This is a genomic window from Streptomyces radiopugnans (assembly GCF_900110735.1).
GTDB classification, from domain to species: domain Bacteria; phylum Actinomycetota; class Actinomycetes; order Streptomycetales; family Streptomycetaceae; genus Streptomyces; species Streptomyces radiopugnans.
The window spans coordinates 498,561-521,225 of sequence record NZ_FOET01000003.1; the positions used below are offsets into that span (position 1 = coordinate 498,561).

Here is a 22,665-nt window from a genome sequence, read left to right on the forward strand (position 1 = left end):
CCGGCTGTTCTCCTGCCGTGCCCGGCCGTTGCGCGCGGCCGCTGCGTACGACCGGTTCCGCGCCGCCCGGTCCGGGAGGGACGGACGGCGCGGTGGATCAGGCCGGCTGCCGCGACCTGCCCTGGTACTCCTTCAGATCGAAACCGGGACGCGCCGCCTCCCCGGGGGAGAGGCCGGCGCCCCCCGCCGCCAGGAGCCGGCGGACGATCATGTGGTCCGCGGGCCGGCCGGCCGACTCGGCGCCCAGCAGCCGCTCCCCGCGGAAGCACAGCACCGAGAAGCGGCCGCCGGAGGGGTCCCCCACGGTCACCGCGCGGTCGTGCCCGTCGGTGATCCCCGCGATCTGCAGCCTGGTCGCGTACTGCTCCGTCCAGAACCACGGAACGGCCTCGTACGGCGCCGGATCCCCGCAGATCGCCGCGGCGGCGCAGCGGGCCTGGTCGGAGGCGTTCTGCACCGACTCCAGGCGCAACTGCCGGCCGTAGCGCGCGCTGGGGAAGCGGGCGCAGTCCCCGATCGCGTGGATCGCCGGATCGCTGGTGCGCAGCCACCGGTCGACGAGGATGCCGTCGCCGACCTCCAGACCGGCGGCGGCGGCGAGTTCGGCGCCGGGCCGCACCCCTACGCCGAACACCACCAGATCGGCCTGCACACGCTCCCCGCCGTCCAGTTCCGCCACCCTCACATGCCCGGAGGCGTCGCCTCGCAGGGCCGCCACCTCGCGGCGCAGGAGGACCCGGACGCCCTGCCGCAGATGCTCCGCGCGCAGGTGCTCCGACATGCCGGGGCTCAGGGCGCGGGCCATCAGCCGCGGCCCCACCTCCACCACCGTGGCCTCCAGCCCCATCCCCCTTGCGGTCGCGGCCAGTTCGAGGCCGACGAAGCCGCCGCCGACGACCAGCAGGTGCCCGCCCTCGCGCAGGGTCCCGCGCAGGGCCTCCCGCAGGGCCGCGGCGTCGGCCAGACCGCGCAGGGTCATGACCCCGTCCAGGTCCGCGCCGGGCACGGGGAGCCGCCGGGGGCGGGCGCCGGTGGCCAGGACGAGCCGGTCGTAGGACAGCCGTGTGCCCGAGTCCAGTACGACGGACCGCTCCTCGGGGTCGATCCGCGCGGCCCGGTCGCCGAGCACCAGGTCGATCCCCTGGTCCGCGTAGGAGGAGGCGGGCAGCAGTTCCAGGTCCCCGGCGTCCACCGTGCCGCCGAGGTAGCCCTTGGACAGGGGCGGGCGCCGGTAGGGGAGTGCCTCCTCCTCCCCCACCAGGGTGATGCGGCCGGAGAAGCCGCGGCCGCGCAGGGCCGCGGCCGTGTCCGCACCGGCCTGTCCCGCCCCGACGATGACGACGGACGACACCGGGGGTGCCGGGGGCGCCGGAGACCCTGCCATCAGGACTGGGCCTCCGGCAGGTGCACCACCAGGCCGTCGATCTCGTCGGTGACGGGCAGCTGGCAGCTCAGCCGGCTGTTGGGGCGGCGGGGGCACGCCGTCCCGTACAGCACGTCGTCCTCGGACTCGTGCATCGGCGGCAGCGGCAGGGTGTTGGCCTCGTCGACGTAGACGTGGCAGGTGCCGCACTGGGCCGAACCGCCGCACTGGGCCTCGATGCCGTCGATGTTGTTGATCTTCGCCCCGCGCATCACCGTGTTCGGGGACGGGACGTCGACCACGGTGTCGGTGCCGTTGGGGTGCTTGTAGGTGATCTTGGCCATGGATCTCTCCTCGGGCTCGTCGGACTCGACTCGTCGGGCTGTCGCCGGTGTGCGCGGGACCGCGGTGGGTCACCAGGCGACCGGCAGCTCCCACAGGCCGTAGATGACCGCGCCCTCCTTGCGGGGGATCTCCAGGAAGGGCTTGGCCAGCCGGAGCGTCGGGATGCGGTGGAACAACCTGCTCCACACGATCTCCAGCTCCAGGCGGGCCAGGTCCGCGCCGATGCAGTGGTGCACGCCGTGACCGAAGCCCAGGTGCTTGCGGCTGCCGCGGCTGAGGATGACCTTGTCGGGCTCCGGGAAGACCTCCGGGTCGCGGTTGGCGGCCATCCCCAGGCAGAGGATGCCGTCGCCCTTGCGGATGACCTTGCCGCCGATCTCGATGTCGTCCAGGGCGACGCGGGGGACGGCGGTGTCGCCGATGGTGGCGATCCGGATCAGCTCGTCGACCGCGGGCTTGACCAGGTCCGGGTCCGCCTTGAGCTGTTCGAGCTGGTCGGGGTTCTCCAGCAGGCAGGCGGTGCCCAGGGAGATCTGGCTCGCGGTGGTCTCGTGGCCGCCGTTCATCAGCAGCCGGACCATGTTGAACAGGTCGCGGTCGGTGTACTCCTCGCCGGAGGAGGCGTAGTCGGCCATCGCCCTGCTGAGCAGGTCGTCGCCCGGCTCGCGCTTCTTGAGCTGGATGAGGTCGTCGACGTAGGCGTTGACCTCCACGATGGCCGCCTGGCGCTCCTCGGCCGAGCTGTGGCCGCCCAGCAGCGCGGTGCCGTGCTTGATGAAGAAGTCGTGCTTGTCCTGGGGGATGCCCAGCAGTTCGCAGATGACGGTCATCGGCACGGCGAGCGAGAACACCCGGTGCATGTCGACGGGCGGGGACATCGACAGCATCTTGTCGATGTGCTCGTCGACGATCTCCTCGATCCGCGGGCGCAGCTTGCGCACCTGCCGGCTGGTGAAGGTGAGGGCGGCCTTGCGCCGGGTGTTGACGTGCTCCTGGCCGTCGTAGCCGATGAACGAGGTCTCGGTGCGGAACTCGGGCGGAGCGATGAAGTAGAAGGGGAAGTTCGCGTGCTTGCGCGAGGCACTGACCCTGGGGTCGGTCAGCAGCTGGCGGATGGTGTGGTAGCCGGTGACCGTCCAGATGCGCAGACCGGAGCCCGTCAGGGTGACCTGGGAGACGTCCTCCTGGACCATCTCCGTGTACTCGGGCGGCGGGCTGAAGGGGCAGGCGCGCTGGTAGGGGAAGGTCTTGGCCTCGGTCTCGGCTTCGCCGCCGGTTTCGATCGCGCTGGTGGTCATCCGGGGTTCCTCCTGCTGATCAGCTGGCTGACGGCCTTCCCGCCCTTCCGTCGCGGTGACGGGCGGCAGCGGGAAGACGGGTGCGCCGAGGCTAGGGACGGCGGCTAGGGCACAGGTCGAATCGCGGCGGACGGTCCGCCCGTACCGCCCGCGCCCGCACGGGCGGTACGAGGCCGGCTCAAGGGCGGCTGCAGAAGGGGTTCCTAGCTTCGCGGCCATGGAGACAGACACCGGCGGCGGACCGCTGAGCGGGCTGCGGATCCTGGAACTGGCCGCCATCGGCCCCGCGCCCTTCGCCTGCATGGTGCTGGCCGACCTGGGGGCCGAGGTGATCCGGGTCGACCGGCCCGGCGGCGACCGGCCGTTCGGGAGCTGGCACCGGGTGCTCGACCGGGGCCGCCGGTCGGTCGCCCTGGACCTGAAGGACCCCGCGGCCGCGGAAGCGCTGATGCGGCTCGTGGAGCGCTCCGACGTCCTGGTGGAGGGCTTCCGCCCGGGCGTCGCCGAGCGGCTGGGCGTCGGACCGCAGGAGTGCCGCGCCCGCAATCCGCGCCTGGTGTACGCCCGGATGACCGGCTGGGGGCAGACCGGCCCGCTGGCCGCCGCGCCCGGGCACGACATCAACTACATCGCGCTGACCGGCGCCCTGGACGCCGTCGGACGGGCCGGCGGCCCGCCCGTACCGCCCCTGAACCTCCTCGGGGACTTCGCCGGCGGTGGGCTGCCGCTGGCCGTGGGGATCCTGGCGGCGCTGCACGAGCGGCAGCGCTCCGGGCTCGGGCAGGTGGTGGACGCCGCGATCGTGGACGGCACCGCGTCGCTGCTGGGCATGCTGACGGCGATGACCGGGGCCGGCCGGTGGAGCCCGGAGCGGGGCGGCAACCTGCTCGACACCGGCGCCCCCTTCTACGACGTCTACGAGTGCGCCGACGGCGGCCACATGGCGGTCGGGGCCCTGGAGGAACGGTTCTACCTGGAGTTCCTGGCAGGACTCGGCCTGGACCCGGAGGAGTTGCCCGACCGCGGCGATCCGGGCGAATGGCCCGCCCTGCGAAGGGAGTTCGCGCGCCGCTTCGCGTCCCGGACCAGGCGGGAGTGGACGGAGGCCTTCGACGGCACCCAGGCGTGCGTGACCCCCGTGCTGACCCTGGCGGAAGCGGCCGGGCACCCACACAACCAGGCCCGGGGCACGTACCGCGAGGCCGGCGGGCTGCTCCAGCCCGCACCCGCGCCGCGGTTCGGCCGGACGGCGGCGCGGCTGCCGGGCCCGGCGCCGCGCTGCGGTGAGCACACCCGGGAGGTCCTGGCCGAAAGCGGACTGCCCGAGGCGGAGATCGGACGGCTGCTGCCGTCCCCGCCGACTCGACCGGGGCTGTAGCCGCTCCTTCTAGCTTCCCCGTACGAGAAGCCGTGACGAGACGCCGTGACGAGGGCCGCACCGGAAGAGGCCGCGGCGGAGAGGAGGCGGAAGGGTGAACGCAGTGATCGAGCCCTACCGGGTGGAGATCCCGCAGGCGGCTCTGGACGACCTGCGCCGGCGATTGGCCGGAACCCGCTGGCCGGACGCGGAGACCGTGGACGACTGGTCCCAGGGCGCCCCGCTGGAGCAGGTCCGGGAGCTGTGCCGGTACTGGGCCGAGGAGTACGACTGGCGGGCCACCGAGGCGCGGCTGAACGCGCTGCCGCAGTTCCGCACCGAGATCGGCGGCGTGGGCATCCACTTCCTGCACGTGCGCTCACCCCACCCGGGGAGCACACCGCTGCTGATGACCCACGGGTGGCCCAGCTCGGTGGTGGAGTTCCTCGACATCATCACCGCGCTCACCGACCCGGAGGACCCGGCGGACGCCTTCGACGTCGTCTGCCCCTCCCTGCCCGGCCACGGGTTCAGCGACCGGCCGGAGGGCACCGGCTGGACGGTCCAGCGCACCGCCGAGGCCTGGGCGGAGCTGATGGCCCGGCTCGGCCACGACCGGTACATCGCCCACGGCGGCGACTGGGGCTCATGGGTCTCGGCCGCGCTGGGCAGCACCGACGCCGGGCACCTGGCCGGCATCCACCTCACCATGCCCCTGGCCAGGCCCCCGGAGCGGGAGGTCGAGCTGGACGAGCGGGACCGGGCCGCCATGGCGCGCATGGCCGGGTTCGGGAAGAACCGCTCCGGCTACGCCGCCATCCAGGGCACGCGCCCCCAGACGCTCGGCTACGGGCTGGCCGACTCGCCGGCCGCGCAGCTCGCCTGGATCACCGACAGGTTCTGGGAGTGGGCCGACCACGACGGCGACCTGGAGAAGGCCGTGCCGCGCGACCGGCTGCTGGACATCGTCACGACGTACTGGCTCACCAACACCGGGACCTCCTCGGCCCGGCTGTTCTGGGAGAGCTTCGACAAGGAGCCGATGCGCCCGACGGACGTGCCCACCGGGTGCTCGGTCTTCCCCAAGGACGCCTGGCTGCCCCGGGCGTGGGCCCGCGAGCGCTTCACCGACCTGCGCCACTGGCGCGACCTGGAGGACGGCGGCCACTTCCCGGCCCTGGAGCGGCCCGAGGTCCTGGCCGCCGAACTCCGCACCTTCCGCCGCACCCTGCGCTGACGTGCGGCGGAGTACCGAACTCCCCCACACCGCGGTCCCGGCCGCGTCCACCCCCCCATGCAAAGGCGCCGGGAACCGGCGCCGCCGAACAGAGAGAACGGGGAACACCGTGAACAGGAAGATCAGAAACGTGCTGTCGGTCCTCGGACTGGCCGCGACCGTAGGTGTCATGGCGCCTGGGGCCGCCACCGCGGGCACCGCCACCACGACCACCACCCCGGTCGGCACCTGGCGGGGCACCGTCGACCACGGTGACGGATCCGGCCAGATCAGCGTCTCCTTCCACAAGGGCGGCCTGGTGTGCCTGACCGCCGGCGACGGCTCGGACGGCGGCGGCCAGGGCCTGGGCATATGGAACCAGACCGGTGACGGCACCTTCACCTACCGGCTCGTGGAGAGGATGTTCAAGGCCGACGGCACCACCGTGGGCTTCGTGGACGTCAACCAGAAGGCCGTCCAGCAGGGCGGGGCGTTCGACAGCTCCGGCACCTCCCGGGTGTACGACGCGACCGGCACCTACCTCACCAGCGTGGAGGCCGAGGTCTCGGCCGAGCGGGTGAGCACCACCCCCACATGCTGAACGGTCTCCGTGGAGGGGGCCGGTCCGGGAGTGCGGAACTCCCGGACCGGCCCCCTTTCCGGTGTTCTCCGTGCTCCGCGCGTTCCGCGCCCCGCGTCCGCACGGTGCGTGCGGACGCGGGGCACGCGGCGGTCAGGACCACACGGACAACGAGCCGTCCCCCGTCACACCGATGAAGAAGGAGGGGGCGGCGCTGCGGAAGTCGCGGGGGCCGAACAGCACGGCGCCCCCCACCTCCGGCCGGAGCCGGACGGTGTAGGGGCGCGAGGGCGCGGGCGCGCACCGCAAGGCACCGGGGCCGCCACGCCTTCAGGCGTGGCGGCCCCGGTGCCTCCCCCTCCGCGCTCCCCGTGCCGCGCGTGTGCGGGCCGCCGGGAGGGGCGGCCCGCATCGCCTACACCGTGTCCGCGTCCGCGTCCGCGTCCGCCGGGACGTCCGGCCGCGGCTCGCCCGGGCAGCGGACCGTGCCGCCGGGCAGGACGCCCTCCAGCAGATAGCGGTTGACGTGCTCGTCCACGAGGGCGTTGCCGCCGAACCCGTAGATCTCGTGGGCGCCGGAGTCGGTCACGAGGACCAGCCGGTGCCCCAGCCGCTCGGCCATGGCCGTCGCGCCCTCGTGGTGGTCCAGGGGGTCGCCGTCGGCCTGGACCACCAGGCCGGCCGGATACCCCTCGCGCCGCACCCGGGTGGCCTCCTCGGCCGGGGTGAACGAGCGGAACGTCCCCACCCACGGCTGGGCGCGCAGCACGCCGTAGCCGTAGGGGCACTCCTCCCGGAAGCGCCGCATGTCCCGGTAGTAGACCTCCAGGTCCGCGGGCCAGTCGGTCTCGCAGGTCACCGCCTCCAGCACGGCCTCCCGCACCTGGCCGGCGGCCGAGCCGGGGCGCCAGGCCGACTGCCCGGCGAGGAGTTCCCGGGCCTGCTCGGTGCTCCCCGACGCGGCGGCCTTGTGCAGGTCGCCGACGAGCAGGGCCAGCACGTCCCAGCGCGGACGCAGCGGGGCGAGGGTGCCCATGATCCCGTCGAAGGAGGTGCGCAGCGACGCGTCCGGGGTGCGGGCGGCCAGCAGGGACGCGGTCTCCTCGACGGAGGCCAGCACCTGCGCGGCGTCGGTGCCCAGGCCGTAGCGGCTGTTGCGCTCGCCGGCCCACGCCGCCCACGCGTCCACGTTCTCCCGGACGGCCAGGGCCTGCGCCATGAACTGCCGCCGCCAGTCCCAGCCGGGGTGGACGGATGAGTCCAGCACGCTGCGGTCCAGGCGCGCTGGGAACATGGTGCCGTAGACCGCGCCGACGAGCGTGCCGTAGGCGTAGCCGACGAAGCTGATCCGCTCCTCGCCGAGGACGGCGCGCAGCAGATCCATGTCGCGGGCGGTGTTGCGGGTGCTGACGTGCCGGCGCAGCTCGCCCCCGGCACGCCTGCACCCCTCCTCGCGGGCCCGCATGTCCTCGGTGAGGAGGGCGAACGCCGAGTCCGGCGGGCGCGAGTCGAAGACGGCCCGCGCGGGGGTGTCCTCGCCGTCCAGCCGGGTCGAGGCGCCGGTGCCGCGCGGGTCGAAGCCGATCAGGTCGTAGACCTCGTTCAGCGGGGTGGTCCGGTGGAGCTCGACCGGCATCATCCGGCCGTGGCCGTTGTCACCGCCCGGCCCGCCGTGGACCGACAGCAGGACACCCCGCCGCCGGGCCGGGTCCGCCGCCGGGCGCCTGCTGACCGCGATCGAGATGCGACGGCCGCCGGGGTCGGCGTAGTCCAGCGGCACCTCCACGGAGGCGAGTTCGAGCCCCTCCTCGGTGTCGCTCGGCGACCACCGGAGCGGCTGGGAGAGGAACGCGCCCAGTTCTTCGGTGGGCTGTGGCGTCGGCATGGTGTGACCCTCCGGTCTCAGGAGATCTTGACCACGACGTTGCCGGTGTACTTGCCGGCCGGCATCGCCGTCAGCGCGTCGGGCGCCTCGGTGAGGCCGCCCTCGGTGATCGTGTGCGGGAAGACGGGCTTCCCCTCCCGCAGCCAGGTGCTGAAGTGCTGGTTCCACGCCCGGACCCGCTCGGGGGCGCGGTGGGTGGCGAAGGAGCGGATGGAGATCTGCCGCACGAGGCGGTCATGACGTCCAGGCGCGGGAGGCCGCCGGGGCCGTCGCCGGCTCCGGGCCCGCGGACCGGGACCCCGGCGGTCTCGGAGTCCTTCTCCGAGAGCTCTCCGCCGAGGTGGTATGCCGGCCGTGCCTCCCGGGAGGTGGGGGAACGGCTTCGGTGGTCATGGATCGGGCTTCCCGGTCGGCCCGGTCGGAGCGAAGACGCCGTCGCGAGTCTTCCGCGAGGTGCTTGAGCGGCACTCGACAGACACGTGGGCGGACCCGTCCGGGAGATCAGCCCGGCGGCTGTTCGATTCGGACGTCGAAGGTCTCGGCCCGGTCGGCGGCGAAGGCGAGCAGTTCGGCGCCCGCGGCGGTCAGCGCCTCCGCGTCGCTCTCCCGCAGGGGCGAGAACGGGGTGAGGGTCAGGGTCGCCGCGCGCCGCTGCTGGGTGATCTTCCACTTGCCGTGGACGAAGCCGTCCACCAGGAACGTCCCCGGGATCTGGGCGTTCTTGGTGTATATCGCCTTGCGGGCGCTGTCGCTGATGACCCGGGAGCGGTCGGCGTGGGACAGGATCAGGTTGTCGAACTCGGCGACCAGGAGCGGCGGTACGGGCGTGTCGGGGTCGGGGAGCGGAGCGCCGGGCACGTCCAGGAGCTCTGCGCCGTCCTCGGTGCGGGCGGTCCGCAGCCGGGGGCGGAGCTCCTCGGTGATCTCCCGCAGCTGGGTGAGCCCCGACCAGGTCTGGATGTCCTGCACGGTGGCCGGGCCGAAGGCGGCCAGGTAGCGCAGGACCATGGAGTGCGGTGAGGCCCCGGCGTCCAGAGGGCTGCCCAGCCAGTCCTCGGCGTGGGCGTAGACCGGCTGCCCGGAGGCTCCCCAGACCCCGCGCGGCGGGGTCTGCACCAGCGCCTCCGCGAAACGGAAGACGTTGGCCAGCACGGACGGCGACCGGTCGGGCCACCGCTCCCGCAGCAGCTTCCCCAGCTCCGCCGCGCTGCGCGGGCCGTCCGCGAGCAGGGCCATGCCCGCGTCGGCGACCTCGCGGGGCTCCAGGCCGGCGAGGTCCCTGCCGTAGGTCGGCAGGACGCCGCGGTCGAACAGCGGCTGGAGCAGGGGGCGCAGCGTCAGGCAGTCGCGCGCGCTGACCAGGTGGACCGTTCCGCGCATCAGGGCGATGCGCACCGCCCTGCGGGAGGTCAGCAGTTCGGACAGCTCGTCGTGGCGGAAGTCCTTCAGCCGCGTCCACAGGCCGACGTAGGGGGCCTTGGGCGACTGCGCCTGCAGGCCGACCAGGTGCTCCATCGCTTCCAGGGCGGTCATCCCGACCTTCTGGAGAAGCAGTTGACGTGTCAGCAGGGCGCGGTTGAGAGCGCGCCGGCCGAGTACCGGAACCGGTGACGCATGAGTGGGCATGGCGGAACAGCGTATGCGCACCGGACCCGTGCGCTCACCGTCCGGTGCGGCCCGGTCCGCGCGGACGACCCGTGCTCGAGCGTTCCTCCAGCCGGTCGCCGGACGGTGGCACCTCCCACGGCGCCGTTCGGCTGCCGGGGCACGACGAGGGAGGGACGATGGCCGAGCGGCGCTTCCAGCTCTACGACACGACCCTGCGCGACGGAACACAGCAGGAGGGCCTGGCGCCGACGGTCGAGGACAAGCTCGCCGTCGCACGCCACCTGGACGCCTTCGGGGTGGGCTTCATCGAGGGCGGCTGGCCCGGGGCCATCCCCAGGGACACCGAGTTCTTCCGCCGGGCGCGCACCGAACTGACCCTGCGGAACGCCGAACTGGCGGCCTTCGGCGCCACCCGCAGGCCCGGCACCCTGGTCACCACCGACCCGCAGGTGCGGGCGCTGCTGGAGGCCGAGACCCCGGTGGTGACCCTGGTGGCCAAGAGCCACACCCGGCACGTCGAACTCGCCCTGCGCACCACGCTCGCCGAGAACCTGGCGATGATCGGCAGCACCGTGCGGCATCTGGTGCGGGCCGGCCGCCGCGTCTTCGTCGACGCCGAGCACTACTTCGACGGCCACCTCGCCAACCGCGAGTACGCACTGGAGGTCGTCCGTGCCGCCGCCGAGGCCGGCGCCGAGGCCGTCGTGCTGTGCGACACCAACGGCGGTTCGCTGCCGGACGGCATCGGCGCCGTGGTGGCCGACACCCTCACCGCCACCGGCGCGCGCCTGGGCATCCACTGCCACGACGACTCCGGCTGCGCGGTGGCCAACACCCTGGCCGCCGTGGACGCCGGCGCCGACCACGTGCAGGGCACCGCCCACGGCTACGGGGAGCGGTGCGGCAACGCCAACCTGTTCACCGTCGCCGCCAACCTGGTCCTCAAGCGGGGCCGCGGGGACGTCGTCCCCGCCGAACGGCTGCGGGAGATGGCCGAGACGGGCCGCGCCATCGGCGAGCTGACCGGGGTGCACGCCCACCCGGCCGCCCCGTACGTCGGCGCCTCCGCCTTCGCGCACAAGGCCGGGCTGCACGCCTCCGCCCTGCGCGTGGACCCCGACCTCTACCAGCACATCGACCCGGCCCGGGTGGGCAACGCCATGCGCACCCTGGTCTCCGACATGGGCGGGCGCTCCTCCATCGAGCTGAAGGCCCGGGAGCTGGGCTACGAGGTCTCGGCCGGTTCCGAGCCGGTGGCGCGGGCCGCCGCCCGGGTCAAGGAGCTGGAGGGGCGCGGCTACAGCTTCGAGTCCGCCGACGCCTCCTTCGAACTGCTGCTGCTGGAGGAGCTGGCCGGCGGCGGTCTGGAGCAACCCTTCGAGGTGGACGCCTGGAAGGTCGGCGTCGAGGAGCGGTCCGGCGGCGAGGTGCGCACCGAGGGATCGGTGCGGCTGCGGATCGACGGCGCGCCGCTGGCCGCGACCGGCACGGGCAACGGGCCCGTCAACGCCCTGGACCGGGCGCTGCACCAGGCGCTCGACCCGTTCTTCCCCGAGCTGGCCCGGCTGGAACTGGCCGACTACCAGGTCCGGGTGCTGGGGAACGGCTCGGGCAGCGCCGCCGCCGCGCGCGTACTGATCACCTTCACCGACGGCCGCCGCCACTGGGGCACCGTCGGCGTGGACGGGAACACCGTCGCCGCCTCCTGGCGGGCCCTGCTGGACGCGGTCCGCTACGTCCTGCTGACCGAGCGCGGGGCCGACCACCGCACCGGGCGCCGTACGGACGCGGTTCCCGCCGCGACCGCCCCCGCGGTGGCGGTCGCGGGCTGACCGCGCCGTCCCGGACGGCACCGACGACACCCGGACGAGACAGGGAGTGGACCGTGCGAGTGGAAGACCTCTACATACGGGGGACCGGAGTGCGGCTCCCCGCGTCCCTGCCGGTGGCCGACGCGGTGGCGTCGGGCGACTGCCCGGCGCGGGTGGCCGCGGCCACGGGCATGGTCTCGGTGGCGTACTCGCCCGGCGAGTCCGCCGCCGAGATGGCCGTGCACGCCGCCCGCACCGCCCTGGAGAGGGCGGGCGGCAGCGGCGGCGACACCGATCTGATCCTGCACGCGGACACCTACCACCAGGGCCAGGACCTGTGGCCCGTCGCCTCCTACGTGCAGCGCGAGACGCTCGGCAACAACTGCCCGGCCATCGAGATCCGGCAGATGTCCAACGGCGGCATGGCCGCCCTGGACCTCGCCCACTCCTACCTCACGGCCGTCCCCGGGCGCCGCGACGCGCTGCTGACCACCGCCGACCGGTTCTGCGAGCCGGGCATCGACCGCTGGCACACCGACCCGGGCACCCCGTACGCCGACGGAGCCACCGCGCTGGTGCTCTCCCGGCGCGGCGGGTACGCCCGGCTGCGCTCCCTGGCGATGCTCGCCGACCCGGAGCTGGAGCCCCTGCACCGCGGCGACGAGCCGTTCGGGCGGGCGCCCTTCTCGCACCGCATTCCGGTGGACTTCGAGGAGGCCAAGCGCTCGTTCGTGGCCCGGGTGGGCATGTCGTACGCCGTCACCCGCGCCCACGCCGGGCAGCAGACGGTGCTCAAGCAGGCGCTGGCCGACGCCGACCTGGAACTCGGCGACGTCGACTGGGTGGTGCTGCCGCACTTCGGGCGGCGCCGGCTCCAGTCCATCTACTACCAGCCGTTCGGCATCGACCCGGCCCGCACGGCCTGGGAGTGGAGCCGCACGGTCGGGCACCTGGGCGCGGGCGACCAGTTCGCGAGCCTGGACCACCTGGTCGTCTCCGGCCGGGCGGCGCCCGGCGACCGCTGCCTGCTGGTCGGCGTCGGCGCCGGCTACAGCTGGGGCTCGGCGGTCGTGGAGATCCTGGACCGGCCCGACTGGGCGCGCGCCGCCTGACACGCCGCCTGAACAAGCTGCCTGAACAAGCCGCTTGGACACACCGCCCGAACCCCTGGCGCGGCGGCCGGGCGCCCCCCGGCCCGCGACTCCCGCCCGGTGATCCGCCGGCGGGCTCGAACCCCCCTCTTCCGGCGCTCCAGCCCTGCTCGAGCGCTCCCTGCCAACCTGACACAGGCGCCGTGCGAGCGGCGCGACCCGAAGGGAAGATCCGCCGTGGTGCCGAACCCCGCTACCGCCGTCGCCGAAGCCGCCGGAACCGAAGCCGCCGGGACCACCGGAGCCGCCCGGGCCCATGTCACCGAGCACACCGTCGTCGTCGACGCGCCCGCGGACACCGTCTACGGCCTGGTGGCCGACGTCTCGGCGTGGCCGCAGGTCTTCGGCCCCACGATCCACGTCGAGGTACTGGAGGAGCACGCCGACGAGCAGCTCCTGCGGATCTGGGCCACGGCCAACGACCAGGTCCGCTCGTGGACCTCGCACCGCATCCTCGACAGCCGCACCCGCACCGTCTCCTTCCGCCAGGTGGTCTCCGCGCCCCCGGTGGCGTCGATGGGCGGGAAGTGGCTGGTGGAGCCCAACGACGACGGCGGCAGCCGCGTCGTCCTGCTGCACGACTACACCGCCGTGGACGACGACCCGGCGGCGGTCGAGCTGATCGAGCGGGCGGTGGACCGCAACAGCCGCGCCGAGCTGACGGCCCTGAAGAACGCCGCTGAGCAGAGCGGCGGTGAGGACGGCGCGGAGGACGGCGGGCTGCGCTTCACCTTCAGCGACTCGGTGGACATCCACGGCTCGGCCGAGGACGTCTTCGCCTTCCTCGACCGCGCCGACCTGTGGCCCGAGCGCCTGCCCCACGTCGCCCGCATCGGCCTCGAGGAGTCCCCCTCCGACGGAGGCGGCTCCACCGTCCAGCGCATGGACATGGACACCCGCAGCCCGGACGGCTCCCTGCACAACACCATGTCCGTGCGGGTGTGCTTCCCCGACCGGGCCGTCATCGTCTACAAGCAGCTCCGGGTGCCGGTGGTGATGAGCGGGCACACCGGCCGCTGGGAGATCGAGCCCCACGGGAAGGGCGTACGCGCCACCTCCTGGCACACCGTCACCCTCGACCCCGAGGGCGTGCGGCAGCTGCTGGGCCCCGAGGCCACGCTCGCCGAGGCGCGGACCAAGGTCCGGCAGGCCCTGGGAGCCAACAGCACCACCACCCTCCGGCACGCCAAGCGGTTCGCGGAGAACCTCCATGACCGACCGTGACCTCAGCAGTCCGCTGACCACAGTCCACCGGTTCACCGTCAAGGGGGACCCGCACCGGTTCGAGCGGGAGTTCCGTGAGCACTCCCAGTACCTGCGCCGCCGGCGGGACTTCTCCTATCTGGTGACCGTGCGGCTGCTGGACTCCCCGGCCTCCTACGTCCACGTGGGGCACTGGCGGAGTCTGGAGGGCTTCATCGAGACCGTGCACACCGAGACCTTCCTCGAACACGTGCGGTGCCTGGAGCCCATGGTGGACACCGAGGCCGACCAGGCGGTCAGCGTCGACCGCCTGCTGGTGCGCAACGCGCGGCCCGGGCACGACAACGTGGTGCTGCTGTCGTGCACGGTGCTGGGCGAGGTCCGGGAGTTCGAGAAGGAGGCCCGCGAGCTGTCCCGGAGTCTGGTCCGCACCGAGGGCTTCGGGGGCTTCGACCTGCTGCGCTCGACCTTCCGGCCGCAGCGGTACCTGGGCATGGTGTGGTGGACCGACACCGCCGCCTGCGACCGGGCCCTGGCCGGGGCCGAGCGCGACGGGGCGTACGACGGGCTGGCCCGGGTGGCGCGATTGAGCGTCGAGCGCACCCGGCACATCGCCTACGAGCGCGTCCTCACCGGCTGAGCACGCCGCACCGGTACGGACGGGCCGGGCCCCCGGGGCCCTGCCCGTCCTGCCCGTTCCGCGTCCGCGTCCGTTCCGCGAGCCTCCCTCTAGCCGCGGGGCGCACCCTGCCCGCATGGCCAACGACACACCACAGGCCCTGCTGACCGTCGTACGGGGGAACCCCGACGCGGGAGAGCTGGCCGCCGTCACCGCCGTACTGCTGGCGCTGTCGGCCCACCGGGACCCGGCGGACGCGGGCGGTCCGCGGGGACCGGAGGCCGCGGCGGACGCCGGCGATCCGGAGGCGTCCGCGGACCGCGCCGCCTGGTCCGCCGGGCGGGCCGGCTACCGCCCGCCCACGGCATGGTCGCGGGCATGACGGGGCGCGGACCCGCCGGGCCGGGCGGTGCGCCCGGGTCCCCGGAGGCGCCCGCCGGTCCGGGGGATGTCGAGCCCGGTTCGAGAGGGTGTTCGTACCTTCCCGGAAGAGTCACACAGGCCGGTGCCGCAGGAGCGGCGGCCATGACGGCACGCGAGGGGGAGGCGATGAACGGTTACCGGAGCTTCACCGATCTCATTCTGTCCAGGGCCCAGGAGACGCCCGGACGGGCGGCGCTCGTCCTGCTGGACGAGGCCGGTGGCCCCGGCGGCGGACAGACCGCCCGGACCGTCTCCTACGGGGAGCTGGACCGGGAGGCCAGGTCGCTGGCCGGCTGGCTCCAGGAGCACGGGGCGCGGGGCGAGCGGGTGCTGGTCCTGCAGTCCTGCCGGCGGCTGTTCGCCGTCAGCATGGTGGCCTGCCTGTACGCGGGGGCCGTCGCGGTCCCCGTACCGCCCGCGGGCGGCCGCCGCCACCACGAGGAGCGGGTGACCGGCATCGCCAAGGACGCCGCCGTGCGGATCGCCCTGACCGAGGCCGCCGACGCCCCCGAGGTCTCGCGGCTGCTGGCCCGCGCCGGGTACGGGGACGTCGCCTGCCTGCCGGTGGACGCCGTCCCCGGTGCGGGGCCGTGGCACAGGCCCGATCTCGGCCCCGACTCCGTGGCCTTCCTCCAGTACACCTCCGGCTCCACCCGCGACCCCCGCGGCGTGGTGGTCACCCACGGCAACATCATGGCCAACCAGGCGGCGATCGGCCGCGCCCTGCGCACCCGGCCCGGCGACCGGCTGGGCGGCTGGCTGCCCTTCCACCACGACATGGGGCTGGTGGGCCAGCTCCTGCACCCGCTGTGGCTGGGCGGCACCGCCGTCCTGCTGACCCCCGCCGCCTTCGTCAAGCGGCCGGTGCGCTGGCTGGAGGCGATCTCCCGGTACGGCGTGCGCGTCAGCGGCGCCCCGGACTTCGCGTACGACCTGTGCCTGCGCCGGATCACCGACGAGCAGCTCGCGGACCTGGACCTGTCCGGCTGGGAGACCGCCGTCACCGGCGGCGAGCCGGTGTGCGCCGAGACCCTGCGCGCCTTCGCCGAGCGGTTCGCCCCGGCCGGGCTGCGGTCCGAGGCGCTCACCCCCTGCTACGGGCTGGCCGAGGCCACCCTGCTGGCGACCGGCGCCGTGCGCGGGCCCGGCGGGGAGCCCGCACGGATCGTCGCGGACGCCGCCGCGCTGGAACGCCACGAACTGCGCGCCCCGGCCCCCGGCGCCGCGCGGCGCACCCTGGTCTCCTGCGGTCCCGCCGCCGACGGCGAACTGCGCGTCGTGGAGCCCGAGAGCGGCGAGGTGTTGCCCGAGGGCCGCATCGGGGAGATCTGGCTGCGCGGCCCCGGCGTCGCCCGCGGCTACTGGGGCCGCCCGGCGGAGACCGCGCTGACCTTCGGCGGACGCACCGCCGACGGGGACGGCGGCCATCTGCGCACCGGGGACCTGGGCACCGTCGTGGACGGCGAGCTGTACGTCACCGGCCGGCTCAAGGACATGATCGTGGTGGCCGGCCGCAACCTCTACCCGCAGGACCTGGAGCGCACGGTGCAGCGGGTCAGCTCGCTGTTCGGGGCCGCCACCGCGTTCGCGGTGCCCGGCGAGCGGGACCGGATCGTCGTCGTCCAGGAGCTGCGCGCCCGCGGCCGGTACGACATAGACCTGGCCGCGCTGACCGCGGCGGTGGGCAACCGCCTGACCGAGGAGTTCGAGGTGCGGCCCGGCGGGGTGCTGCTGGTGCGCCCCGGCACGGTGCGCCGCACCACCAGCGGCAAGGTGGAGCGCGCCGCGATGCGCGGTCTGTTCCTCCGCGGCGAACTGCGGCCGCTGCACGAGGAGATCCTGCCCGAGGTCAGGGAACTGATGACGGCCGGGGCACGGTGATGGGGGCGTACGAGGACCGCGCCGACGCGCTGGAGCGCGCCTTCGGCCCGCTGGACGACCCGGCCAACCCGCTGGGCCGGGAGGCGATCCTGGCCGCCGACGCGGCGGGCAGGACGCCGGCCGGGGCGGAGGAGGTCCTCGACGCCCACCGCTTCAACGCCGAGTTCGTGCCCGTGGAGCTGGGCGGCGCGCTGTCGCGGATGGACGGCCTCGGCCGGGTGCTGCGGCCGGTCTTCCGCCGGGACGCCTCGCTCGGCTTCGGCTACGGGCTCAACTGCTTCTTCGCCGCCGCCCCCGTCTGGATCGGGGGCAGCGCCCGGCAGCGGGCCGAGGTGGCCGGGCACCTGCTGGAGGGCCGCCGCGTCGCCGTGGTGCGGCACGAGGTGGCGCACGGCAACGACTTCGTCCGCGAGGAGTTCACCGCCCGGCCCGCCGCCGGCGGCGGCGGGTTCCTGCTCGACGGCAGTAAGCCGGTGATCGCCAACGCCTCGCGGGCCGCCGGGCTCGTCGTCTTCGCCCGCACCTCCGAGGGCGGCGGCGGACGCAGCCACTCGGTGCTGCTGCTGGACCGGCCCGGACTGCCCGAGGGGCGGCTGACCGACCTCGCCCGGCGTTCCACCAACGGGATGCGCGGCACCGAGTTCGGCGGGCTGCGGGCCACCGGCTGCCCGGTGCCGGCCGGGGCGCTGGTCGGCGGGCTCGGCGGCGGCTACGAGCTGTCCCTGCGCTCCTCGCTGCTCATCCGGGGCCTGATCCCGTCCATCGTGCTGGCCGGGGCGGACACCGCGCTGCGCACGGTCGCCCGGTTCGCGGTCCGCCGCCGGGCCGGGGGGCGCTCCCCGCTGGACGTCCAGCACGTGCGCGACGTCCTCACCGGCGCCTTCCTCGACCTGCTGATGAGCGACTGCCTGGCCCTGGTGGCCACCCGCGGACTGCATCTGATGCCCCGGCAGACCAGCGCGTATGCCGCCGCGGCGGCCTATCTGGCCCCGAAGATCATCGCGGAGTCGATGGACGGGATGTCCGCGGTCCTGGGTGAGGAGAGCCTCGCCCGGGACGGCGCGTACGCGATGTTCGCCAAGCAGGTGCGCGACCTGCCCGTCACCTCGCTGGGCCACGCCGGCAGCGCGGGCCGCCAGGTCAGCCTCCTTCCCCAACTGCCCTTCTTCGCACGGCATGTGTGGTTCACCGACGCCGAGGCGCCCGCCGCCCTGTTCCGGCTCCACGGCGACCTGCCGCCGCTGGACCCGGCCGGGGCCGCCCTGCTGGGCGACGGCGACCCGCTCGCCGCCACCCTGGTGGCCACCGACGGCCTGCTGGGCTCCGCGGACCTGCCCGGGGACGTCCCGGGGGACCGGGGGGCGCTCGGCGCGCTCACCCGGACCCTCGTCGCCGAACTGGGCGAGCTGCGCACGGCCTTCGCCGGGATCGGGGCGGACGACCGCGCCGCCCTGGTCGATCCGCGCAGCTTCGCGCTGGCCGACCGGTACGCCCTGGTGCTGGCCGCCGCCGCCTGCCTCGGCGTGTGGCGGGAGCAGCGGTCCGGCGCCGGCGGGCCCGCCGGCGCGTTCCTCGCCGATCCCGCCTGGCCCACCGCGGCCCTCCACCGCCTGTGCCGGCGGCTGGGCCTGCCGCTCCCGGAGCGTCCGGCCGCGTGCGAGAGCCGGGTGCTCGCCGAGGTCCTGGCACGGCTGCACGGACGGCGCAGCTACGACCTCTACGGCACGGAACTGGCCTGACCGCCCCCCGCGCCATCCCCCTTCGAGCCGCTGACAAGGAGCGCGAGATGTCCGTACCCCCCCGCCGGGTGCGCGAGCAGGCGTACGCGGACTGGCTGACGGAGCGCCTGGCCCACTACCTCGGCCGGCCGGTGGAGGAGGCCGTGTCGTTCACCGAGCACGGCCTGGACTCCGTGGCCGCGCTCAGCCTCTACGGCGACATCGAGGAGAGGTTCGGCCCGCTGATCGACCCCACCGACGTCTGGGCGTACCCGACCGTGCGCGCCCTGGCGCGGTACCTGGCGCTGCGGGACCCCCGGCCCGGCGGGGACGGCCGGGTGCGCGCGGCGTTCGTCTTCACCGGGCAGGGCTCCCAGCACCCCGGCATGACCGCCGGCCTGTACCTGCACTCCACGGGCTACCGCACGCATCTGGACGAGGCGGCCGACGCGCTGCTGCCCTACACCGGCCTGTCGGTCGTCGACCTGATCCTCAGCGGCGACGCGCGGATCCACCAGACGGCGTTCGCCCAGCCCGCCCTGTTCGCCGTCGAGTACGCCCTGGCCCGCACGCTGGAGGAGTCGGGGGTGTGCCCGGTGGCGGTGCTGGGCCACGGCATCGGCGAGTTCGCCGCCGCCACCGCCGCCGGGGCGCTGACGCTGGAGGCCGCCGCCCAACTGGTGGCGCTGCGGGGGGCTTTCATGCAGTACCTGCCCTCCGGCGGGGGGATGACGGCCACCTGCGCCCCCGCCTACGAGGCCGCCGAGCTGCTGTCCGACGAGCCCGGGGTGAGCATCGGAGCGGTCAACGCGGCGAAGGCCACCGTGCTGTCGGGTGAACTCGCCGGTCTGGAGCGGGTCCAGGAGAAGCTGGCCGCGCGCGGTATCGCCGCCACCCCGCTGAAGGTCACGCACGCCTTCCACTCCCCGCTGATGGCGCCGGTCCTGCCGCGGTTCGAGCAGGTGGCCCGGAGGCTGCCCGGCGGCGCGCCGCGGGTGCCGTTCTACTCCACGGTGCGGGGCGGCTACACCGGCGAGCCGCTCTACGCCCCCTACTGGTCCCTCCAGATCACCTCCACGGTGCGGTTCGCCGACGCCGCCCGGCAGCTGCTCGCCCAGCAGACCCCGACCCATGTCGTCGAGATCGGCCCCAAGGCGGTCCTCACCCCCTTCGTACGGCGCATGGGCGGCAGCCGGGGGCCGGCCTGCCTGGCCGTGTGCCGCGGGCCGGAGAGCAACGCGGTGGACCTCGCCGGAGTGCTGTCCGAGCTGGACGCCGGTCCGCTCTCCGCGTCCCTGGCGGAGGGCTGAGATGGCGCCTTCCGCGGAGGCCGCGGGAAGCGGGGAGCACGGGGGAGGGGCGCCGGTCATCCTGAAGGCCGCGGGCCCCCGCGGCCCCTGGGAAGGGGTCCGCGGGGAACTGGCGCACCGGGGGAGCGCGGTGGTGACCGGACGGCTGCCCGACTGGCGGCTGCCGGGCGGGGAAGCGGCGCTGCGCCGGATGCTGGGCCGGGACTGGCACCGCTACGAGGCGATGCCTCGGCCCCTCATGAAGGAACGTTTCGCCGCGTCCCGGCTGCTGTTGCGGCATGTGGTCGCCGCGGCGATCGACACGGCTCCGGAGCAGGTGGACCTGGCGTACCAGCCCGGCGGGCGGCCGTATGTGCGAGGCTGCGACCAGATCGACGTCAGCCTGAGCCACACCCGCGAGACGCTGGTCGTCGGGATCACCCGCAGGGGCCGGATCGGGGTGGACGTCGAGTCGGCCGACCGCCGGATGGCCGGCACCGGCTCGGAGTCCCAGGGCTGCACCCCGTACGAGCTGGCCCGGCTGGACGAGGGGGAGGCGGGCGACCGCAACGCCACACTGGTGCGGCTGTGGACCCTGAAGGAGGCGTACAGCAAGGCGCTCGGCCAGGGGCTGCGCTTCCGGTTCACCGAGTTCGGCTTCGACCTGGGCGCGGACCGGATCCGGCTGGTGCGGCCCGACGGCACCCCGGCGGGCGGCGGCGAGTGGACGTTCGGCACCGGCGTGCTGGGCGGCGACCGGAACGGCGGCGGGGACGCCGGGGATGCCGGGGACGCCGGGGAGTACGTGGTCGGCACCGCCGTGTGCGACTCCGGGTTCGGCGAGGCCTCCGACCTGTCGGTGCGCACCGCCCTGGACGCCGGCCTCCTCGACGCGCTGCTCGGCGCGGCGGCTCCGCCGGCCGCCCCCGGAGCGCGGGCGTGAACGGCCGCTCCCCGGGGCGCGCGGCTTCAGGGGATCCAGCCGGCCTCCTCGGCGATCCGCACGGCGTCGATGCGGTTGCGGGCGTTGAGCTTGGCGACGATGGTCGTCAGGTAGTTGCGGACGGTCCCCTTGGACAGGTAGAGGGTGCCGGCGATCTCGGCGGCGTCGGCACCCTGCGCGGCGAGCCGCAGCACCTCCAGCTCCCTCGGGGAGAGGGGGTTGTCGGGGCAGTCCCAGGCGGACAGGGCCAGCTGGGGGTCGATGACGCGCTGGCCCTGGGACACGGAGCGCACGGCGTGGGCGAGCCGGTCGGAGGGGGCGTCCTTCAGCAGGAACCCGGTGACGTGCGCGGCCAGGGCCCGGCGCAGGGTGCCCGGGCGGCCCAGGCTGGTGAGGATCAGGGTCCGGCAGCCGGGAAGCCGCTCGTGCAGCTCGGCCGCCGCCGTGAGTCCGTCGACACCGGGGAGGTCGACGTCCAGGACGGCCACGTCGGGCCGGGTCTCCAGGGCGCGTTCCACGACGACGTCCCCGCGGTCCACGGCGGCCACGACGCTGAAGTCGGGTTCCAGCTCCAGCAGGGCGACCAGCGCCCCTCTGATCATGTGCACATCCTCGGCGAGCAGGATCTTCACCGACAGCATTGGCCCCCCAGACCAAGATGGTGTCCGGCCCCGGACCGGAACGCTCGTGTCAGGCCGCGGATCTCGCGGCGTCCGCCGTGCCCAGCCCCCCGGCCTCCGGCGTGTGCGCCGCCGCGGCGGGGTGCGCGGGCGCCCGGGCGACGAGGTGGAACCGGCCGTCCTCGCGGACACCCGCCTCCACCCCGCCGCCGATCGCCGCGAGCCGGGTGCGGAGGTTGCCCAGACCGCTGCCGCTGTGCGGGGAGCGGTCCGGGCGCTGCCCGGCCACCCCGTCGTTCACCAGACGGAGCACCACCGTCTCTCCGTCGGACTCGACCGAGATCACGCAGGTCTGGGCCTTGCTGTGGCGGAGGATGTTGGTGACGCCCTCCCGCAGCGACGTCGCGAGCACGGTGTCGGTGACCGGGTGCAGCCGGCCGCAGGAGACGTCCGTCTCCGCCCGGATGTCGGCCGTCGCGAGGATGGCGGCGGCCGACTCCGCCTCCGCGGCCAGCGACATGTCGCGGTAGCCGCTGGCGACCAGCCGTACGTCCGACAGCGCCTGCCGGGAGACCTCCAGGACGGAGGCGATCTCCTCACGCGCCCGGTCGGGCCGGGAGTGCACCAGGCGGTAGATCAGCTCGCTCTTGAGCGTGATGGCCGACAGGCTGTACCCCAGCAGGTCGTGCAGGTCGCGGGCGAACCGCAGGCGCTCCTCGGTGACCGCCATCCGGGCCATCTCCGCCCGCGAGGCCTGGACCTCGGCCACCAGGTCGCTCAGCCTCGCCGTCCCGTAGAGGATCAGCCCCGCCATCATGGTCGAGGTCGTCAGGTAGGCGATCGTCACCCAGTCCAGACCGGCCGAGGCGGTCATGGCCAGCATGGTGCACGCGATCACGGCGTAGGAGGGCCAGGCCACCCGGCCGGGCAGCAGGAGCAGCATCGAACCGGCCAGCGGGCCGGCCATGCTCCCCCAGTTGAGGCCGAAGAAGAGGAACGGCAGGTAGGTCAGCACGGCCTGCGCCAGCAGGGTCGCGCAGCGCCGCCTCAAGGGCCAGTGCTGTGCCCGGGGGGATATGTGGAGGAACTGGAAGACGAAGACCGCGGCCACACACCCCAGGCACAGCAGCACCTGGCTCCGCTCGGCGCCGCTGCGCAGGACGTTGAGCAGCGAGATCCCCGAGTAGTACACCAGCGTGGCGACCGCGATGGTCCTGGCCAGCTTCGGTGCGGGCAGTTCCCGGTGGCGCGCCTGCGACCACCGTGAATACGTGCTCCGGGCCCCCGCTTGAGCGGGAGCCCGGAGGGAGGAGGCGCTGTCCGGGGTGTCTTGCACCTGGCTGCTCCTCGGTCAG

Annotated in this window: 20 protein-coding genes; 12 read left to right on the top strand and 8 right to left on the bottom strand. The window is 74.5% G+C overall.

The window, feature by feature from the left end:
- Nucleotides 1–97 precede the first annotated feature (97 nt).
- The 3 genes from BMY40_RS09745 to BMY40_RS09755 form a co-directional block, all read right to left on the bottom strand.
- A complete protein-coding gene (locus BMY40_RS09745) occupies nt 98–1,384 on the bottom strand; it encodes an NAD(P)/FAD-dependent oxidoreductase (RefSeq protein WP_093657577.1) in 1,287 nt (428 codons plus the stop codon).
- On the bottom strand, nt 1,384–1,707 hold the full coding sequence (locus tag BMY40_RS09750; protein WP_093657579.1) for a 2Fe-2S iron-sulfur cluster-binding protein: 324 nt from the start codon (nt 1,705–1,707) through the stop codon (nt 1,384–1,386). The genes BMY40_RS09745 and BMY40_RS09750 overlap by 1 nt, the downstream gene beginning before the upstream one ends.
- Nucleotides 1,708–1,776: 69 nt before the next feature.
- The gene (locus BMY40_RS09755; RefSeq protein WP_093657581.1) at nt 1,777–3,006 is read right to left on the bottom strand and encodes a cytochrome P450; all 1,230 of its coding nucleotides are present in this window, start codon (nt 3,004–3,006) and stop codon (nt 1,777–1,779) included.
- A 217-nt stretch (nt 3,007–3,223) separates the two neighbouring features.
- Between BMY40_RS09755 and BMY40_RS09760 the strand changes: the two genes are divergently transcribed.
- From BMY40_RS09760 to BMY40_RS09770, 3 genes are all read left to right on the top strand, one after another.
- On the top strand, nt 3,224–4,384 hold the full coding sequence (locus BMY40_RS09760) for a CaiB/BaiF CoA transferase family protein (protein WP_093657583.1): 1,161 nt from the start codon (nt 3,224–3,226) through the stop codon (nt 4,382–4,384).
- Nucleotides 4,385–4,478: 94 nt separating this feature from the next.
- A complete protein-coding gene (locus BMY40_RS09765) occupies nt 4,479–5,600 on the top strand; it encodes an epoxide hydrolase family protein (protein WP_093657585.1) in 1,122 nt (373 codons plus the stop codon).
- Between the two features lie 169 nt (nt 5,601–5,769).
- Nucleotides 5,770–6,180, top strand: a complete 411-nt coding sequence (locus tag BMY40_RS09770; protein WP_177213935.1) for a hypothetical protein — start codon at nt 5,770–5,772, stop codon at nt 6,178–6,180.
- A 394-nt stretch (nt 6,181–6,574) separates the two neighbouring features.
- On the opposite strand, the gene BMY40_RS09775 is transcribed toward BMY40_RS09770, so the two are convergent.
- The 3 genes from BMY40_RS09775 to BMY40_RS09785 form a co-directional block, all read right to left on the bottom strand.
- The gene (locus BMY40_RS09775; protein WP_093657589.1) at nt 6,575–8,044 is read right to left on the bottom strand and encodes an alpha/beta fold hydrolase; all 1,470 of its coding nucleotides are present in this window, start codon (nt 8,042–8,044) and stop codon (nt 6,575–6,577) included.
- 17 nt (nt 8,045–8,061) lie between these two features.
- Nucleotides 8,062–8,271: a hypothetical protein gene (locus BMY40_RS09780; protein ID WP_093657591.1), complete on the bottom strand. Its 210-nt coding sequence runs from the start codon at nt 8,269–8,271 to the stop codon at nt 8,062–8,064.
- Nucleotides 8,272–8,545: 274 nt separating this feature from the next.
- Nucleotides 8,546–9,577, bottom strand: a complete 1,032-nt coding sequence (locus tag BMY40_RS09785) for a winged helix DNA-binding domain-containing protein (RefSeq protein ID WP_245769969.1) — start codon at nt 9,575–9,577, stop codon at nt 8,546–8,548.
- A 251-nt stretch (nt 9,578–9,828) separates the two neighbouring features.
- Between BMY40_RS09785 and cimA the strand changes: the two genes are divergently transcribed.
- The 9 genes from cimA to BMY40_RS09830 all read left to right on the top strand — a co-directional run bounded on the left by cimA (nt 9,829) and on the right by BMY40_RS09830 (nt 20,690).
- A complete protein-coding gene (gene cimA / locus BMY40_RS09790; protein WP_093657594.1) occupies nt 9,829–11,484 on the top strand; it encodes a citramalate synthase in 1,656 nt (551 codons plus the stop codon).
- 53 nt (nt 11,485–11,537) lie between these two features.
- Nucleotides 11,538–12,575 carry a ketoacyl-ACP synthase III family protein gene (locus BMY40_RS09795; RefSeq protein ID WP_093657596.1) on the top strand — a complete coding sequence of 346 codons (1,038 nt, stop codon included), beginning with the start codon at nt 11,538–11,540 and terminating at the stop codon, nt 12,573–12,575.
- Nucleotides 12,576–12,794: 219 nt separating this feature from the next.
- Nucleotides 12,795–13,838, top strand: a complete 1,044-nt coding sequence (locus tag BMY40_RS09800; protein WP_093657853.1) for an aromatase/cyclase — start codon at nt 12,795–12,797, stop codon at nt 13,836–13,838.
- The gene (locus BMY40_RS09805; protein WP_093657598.1) at nt 13,825–14,457 is read left to right on the top strand and encodes an antibiotic biosynthesis monooxygenase family protein; all 633 of its coding nucleotides are present in this window, start codon (nt 13,825–13,827) and stop codon (nt 14,455–14,457) included. The genes BMY40_RS09800 and BMY40_RS09805 overlap by 14 nt, the downstream gene beginning before the upstream one ends.
- Nucleotides 14,458–14,572: 115 nt before the next feature.
- Entirely contained in the window at nt 14,573–14,818 is a 246-nt protein-coding gene (locus BMY40_RS09810; RefSeq protein ID WP_093657600.1) for an acyl-CoA carboxylase subunit epsilon, read from the top strand.
- 143 nt (nt 14,819–14,961) lie between these two features.
- Nucleotides 14,962–16,740 carry a fatty acyl-AMP ligase gene (locus BMY40_RS09815; protein ID WP_245769970.1) on the top strand — a complete coding sequence of 593 codons (1,779 nt, stop codon included), beginning with the start codon at nt 14,962–14,964 and terminating at the stop codon, nt 16,738–16,740.
- The gene (locus tag BMY40_RS09820) at nt 16,740–18,479 is read left to right on the top strand and encodes an acyl-CoA dehydrogenase family protein (RefSeq protein ID WP_093657602.1); all 1,740 of its coding nucleotides are present in this window, start codon (nt 16,740–16,742) and stop codon (nt 18,477–18,479) included. The genes BMY40_RS09815 and BMY40_RS09820 overlap by 1 nt, the downstream gene beginning before the upstream one ends.
- Before the next feature lie 47 nt (nt 18,480–18,526).
- Complete coding sequence (locus tag BMY40_RS09825; RefSeq protein ID WP_093657604.1) at nt 18,527–19,768, top strand: acyltransferase domain-containing protein; 1,242 nt, start codon at nt 18,527–18,529, stop codon at nt 19,766–19,768.
- A 1-nt stretch (nt 19,769) separates the two neighbouring features.
- On the top strand, nt 19,770–20,690 hold the full coding sequence (locus tag BMY40_RS09830) for a 4'-phosphopantetheinyl transferase family protein (RefSeq protein ID WP_093657606.1): 921 nt from the start codon (nt 19,770–19,772) through the stop codon (nt 20,688–20,690).
- 26 nt (nt 20,691–20,716) lie between these two features.
- On the opposite strand, the gene BMY40_RS09835 is transcribed toward BMY40_RS09830, so the two are convergent.
- Together BMY40_RS09835 and BMY40_RS09840 are read right to left on the bottom strand one after the other, a co-directional pair.
- A complete protein-coding gene (locus BMY40_RS09835) occupies nt 20,717–21,331 on the bottom strand; it encodes a response regulator transcription factor (RefSeq protein ID WP_093657608.1) in 615 nt (204 codons plus the stop codon).
- A gap of 49 nt (nt 21,332–21,380) precedes the next feature.
- On the bottom strand, nt 21,381–22,646 hold the full coding sequence (locus BMY40_RS09840; RefSeq protein ID WP_093657610.1) for a sensor histidine kinase: 1,266 nt from the start codon (nt 22,644–22,646) through the stop codon (nt 21,381–21,383).
- Nucleotides 22,647–22,665: the final 19 nt, after the last annotated feature.

What these genes read in the sequence shown, in the direction of transcription:
- BMY40_RS09745 (WP_093657577.1), bottom strand. Translation starts at nt 1,384, where the DNA reads ATGGCAGGGTCTCCGGCGCCCCCGGCACCCCCGGTGTCGTCCGTCGTC.
- BMY40_RS09750 (WP_093657579.1), bottom strand. Translation starts at nt 1,707, where the DNA reads ATGGCCAAGATCACCTACAAGCACCCCAACGGCACCGACACCGTGGTC.
- BMY40_RS09755 (WP_093657581.1), bottom strand. Translation starts at nt 3,006, where the DNA reads ATGACCACCAGCGCGATCGAAACCGGCGGCGAAGCCGAGACCGAGGCC.
- BMY40_RS09760 (WP_093657583.1), top strand. Translation starts at nt 3,224, where the DNA reads ATGGAGACAGACACCGGCGGCGGACCGCTGAGCGGGCTGCGGATCCTG.
- BMY40_RS09770 (WP_177213935.1), top strand. Translation starts at nt 5,770, where the DNA reads ATGGCGCCTGGGGCCGCCACCGCGGGCACCGCCACCACGACCACCACC.
- BMY40_RS09775 (WP_093657589.1), bottom strand. Translation starts at nt 8,044, where the DNA reads ATGCCGACGCCACAGCCCACCGAAGAACTGGGCGCGTTCCTCTCCCAG.
- BMY40_RS09785 (WP_245769969.1), bottom strand. Translation starts at nt 9,577, where the DNA reads ATGACCGCCCTGGAAGCGATGGAGCACCTGGTCGGCCTGCAGGCGCAG.
- cimA (WP_093657594.1), top strand. Translation starts at nt 9,829, where the DNA reads ATGGCCGAGCGGCGCTTCCAGCTCTACGACACGACCCTGCGCGACGGA.
- BMY40_RS09805 (WP_093657598.1), top strand. Translation starts at nt 13,825, where the DNA reads ATGACCGACCGTGACCTCAGCAGTCCGCTGACCACAGTCCACCGGTTC.
- BMY40_RS09810 (WP_093657600.1), top strand. Translation starts at nt 14,573, where the DNA reads ATGGCCAACGACACACCACAGGCCCTGCTGACCGTCGTACGGGGGAAC.
- BMY40_RS09815 (WP_245769970.1), top strand. Translation starts at nt 14,962, where the DNA reads ATGACGGCACGCGAGGGGGAGGCGATGAACGGTTACCGGAGCTTCACC.
- BMY40_RS09820 (WP_093657602.1), top strand. Translation starts at nt 16,740, where the DNA reads ATGGGGGCGTACGAGGACCGCGCCGACGCGCTGGAGCGCGCCTTCGGC.
- BMY40_RS09825 (WP_093657604.1), top strand. Translation starts at nt 18,527, where the DNA reads ATGTCCGTACCCCCCCGCCGGGTGCGCGAGCAGGCGTACGCGGACTGG.
- BMY40_RS09830 (WP_093657606.1), top strand. Translation starts at nt 19,770, where the DNA reads ATGGCGCCTTCCGCGGAGGCCGCGGGAAGCGGGGAGCACGGGGGAGGG.
- BMY40_RS09835 (WP_093657608.1), bottom strand. Translation starts at nt 21,331, where the DNA reads ATGCTGTCGGTGAAGATCCTGCTCGCCGAGGATGTGCACATGATCAGA.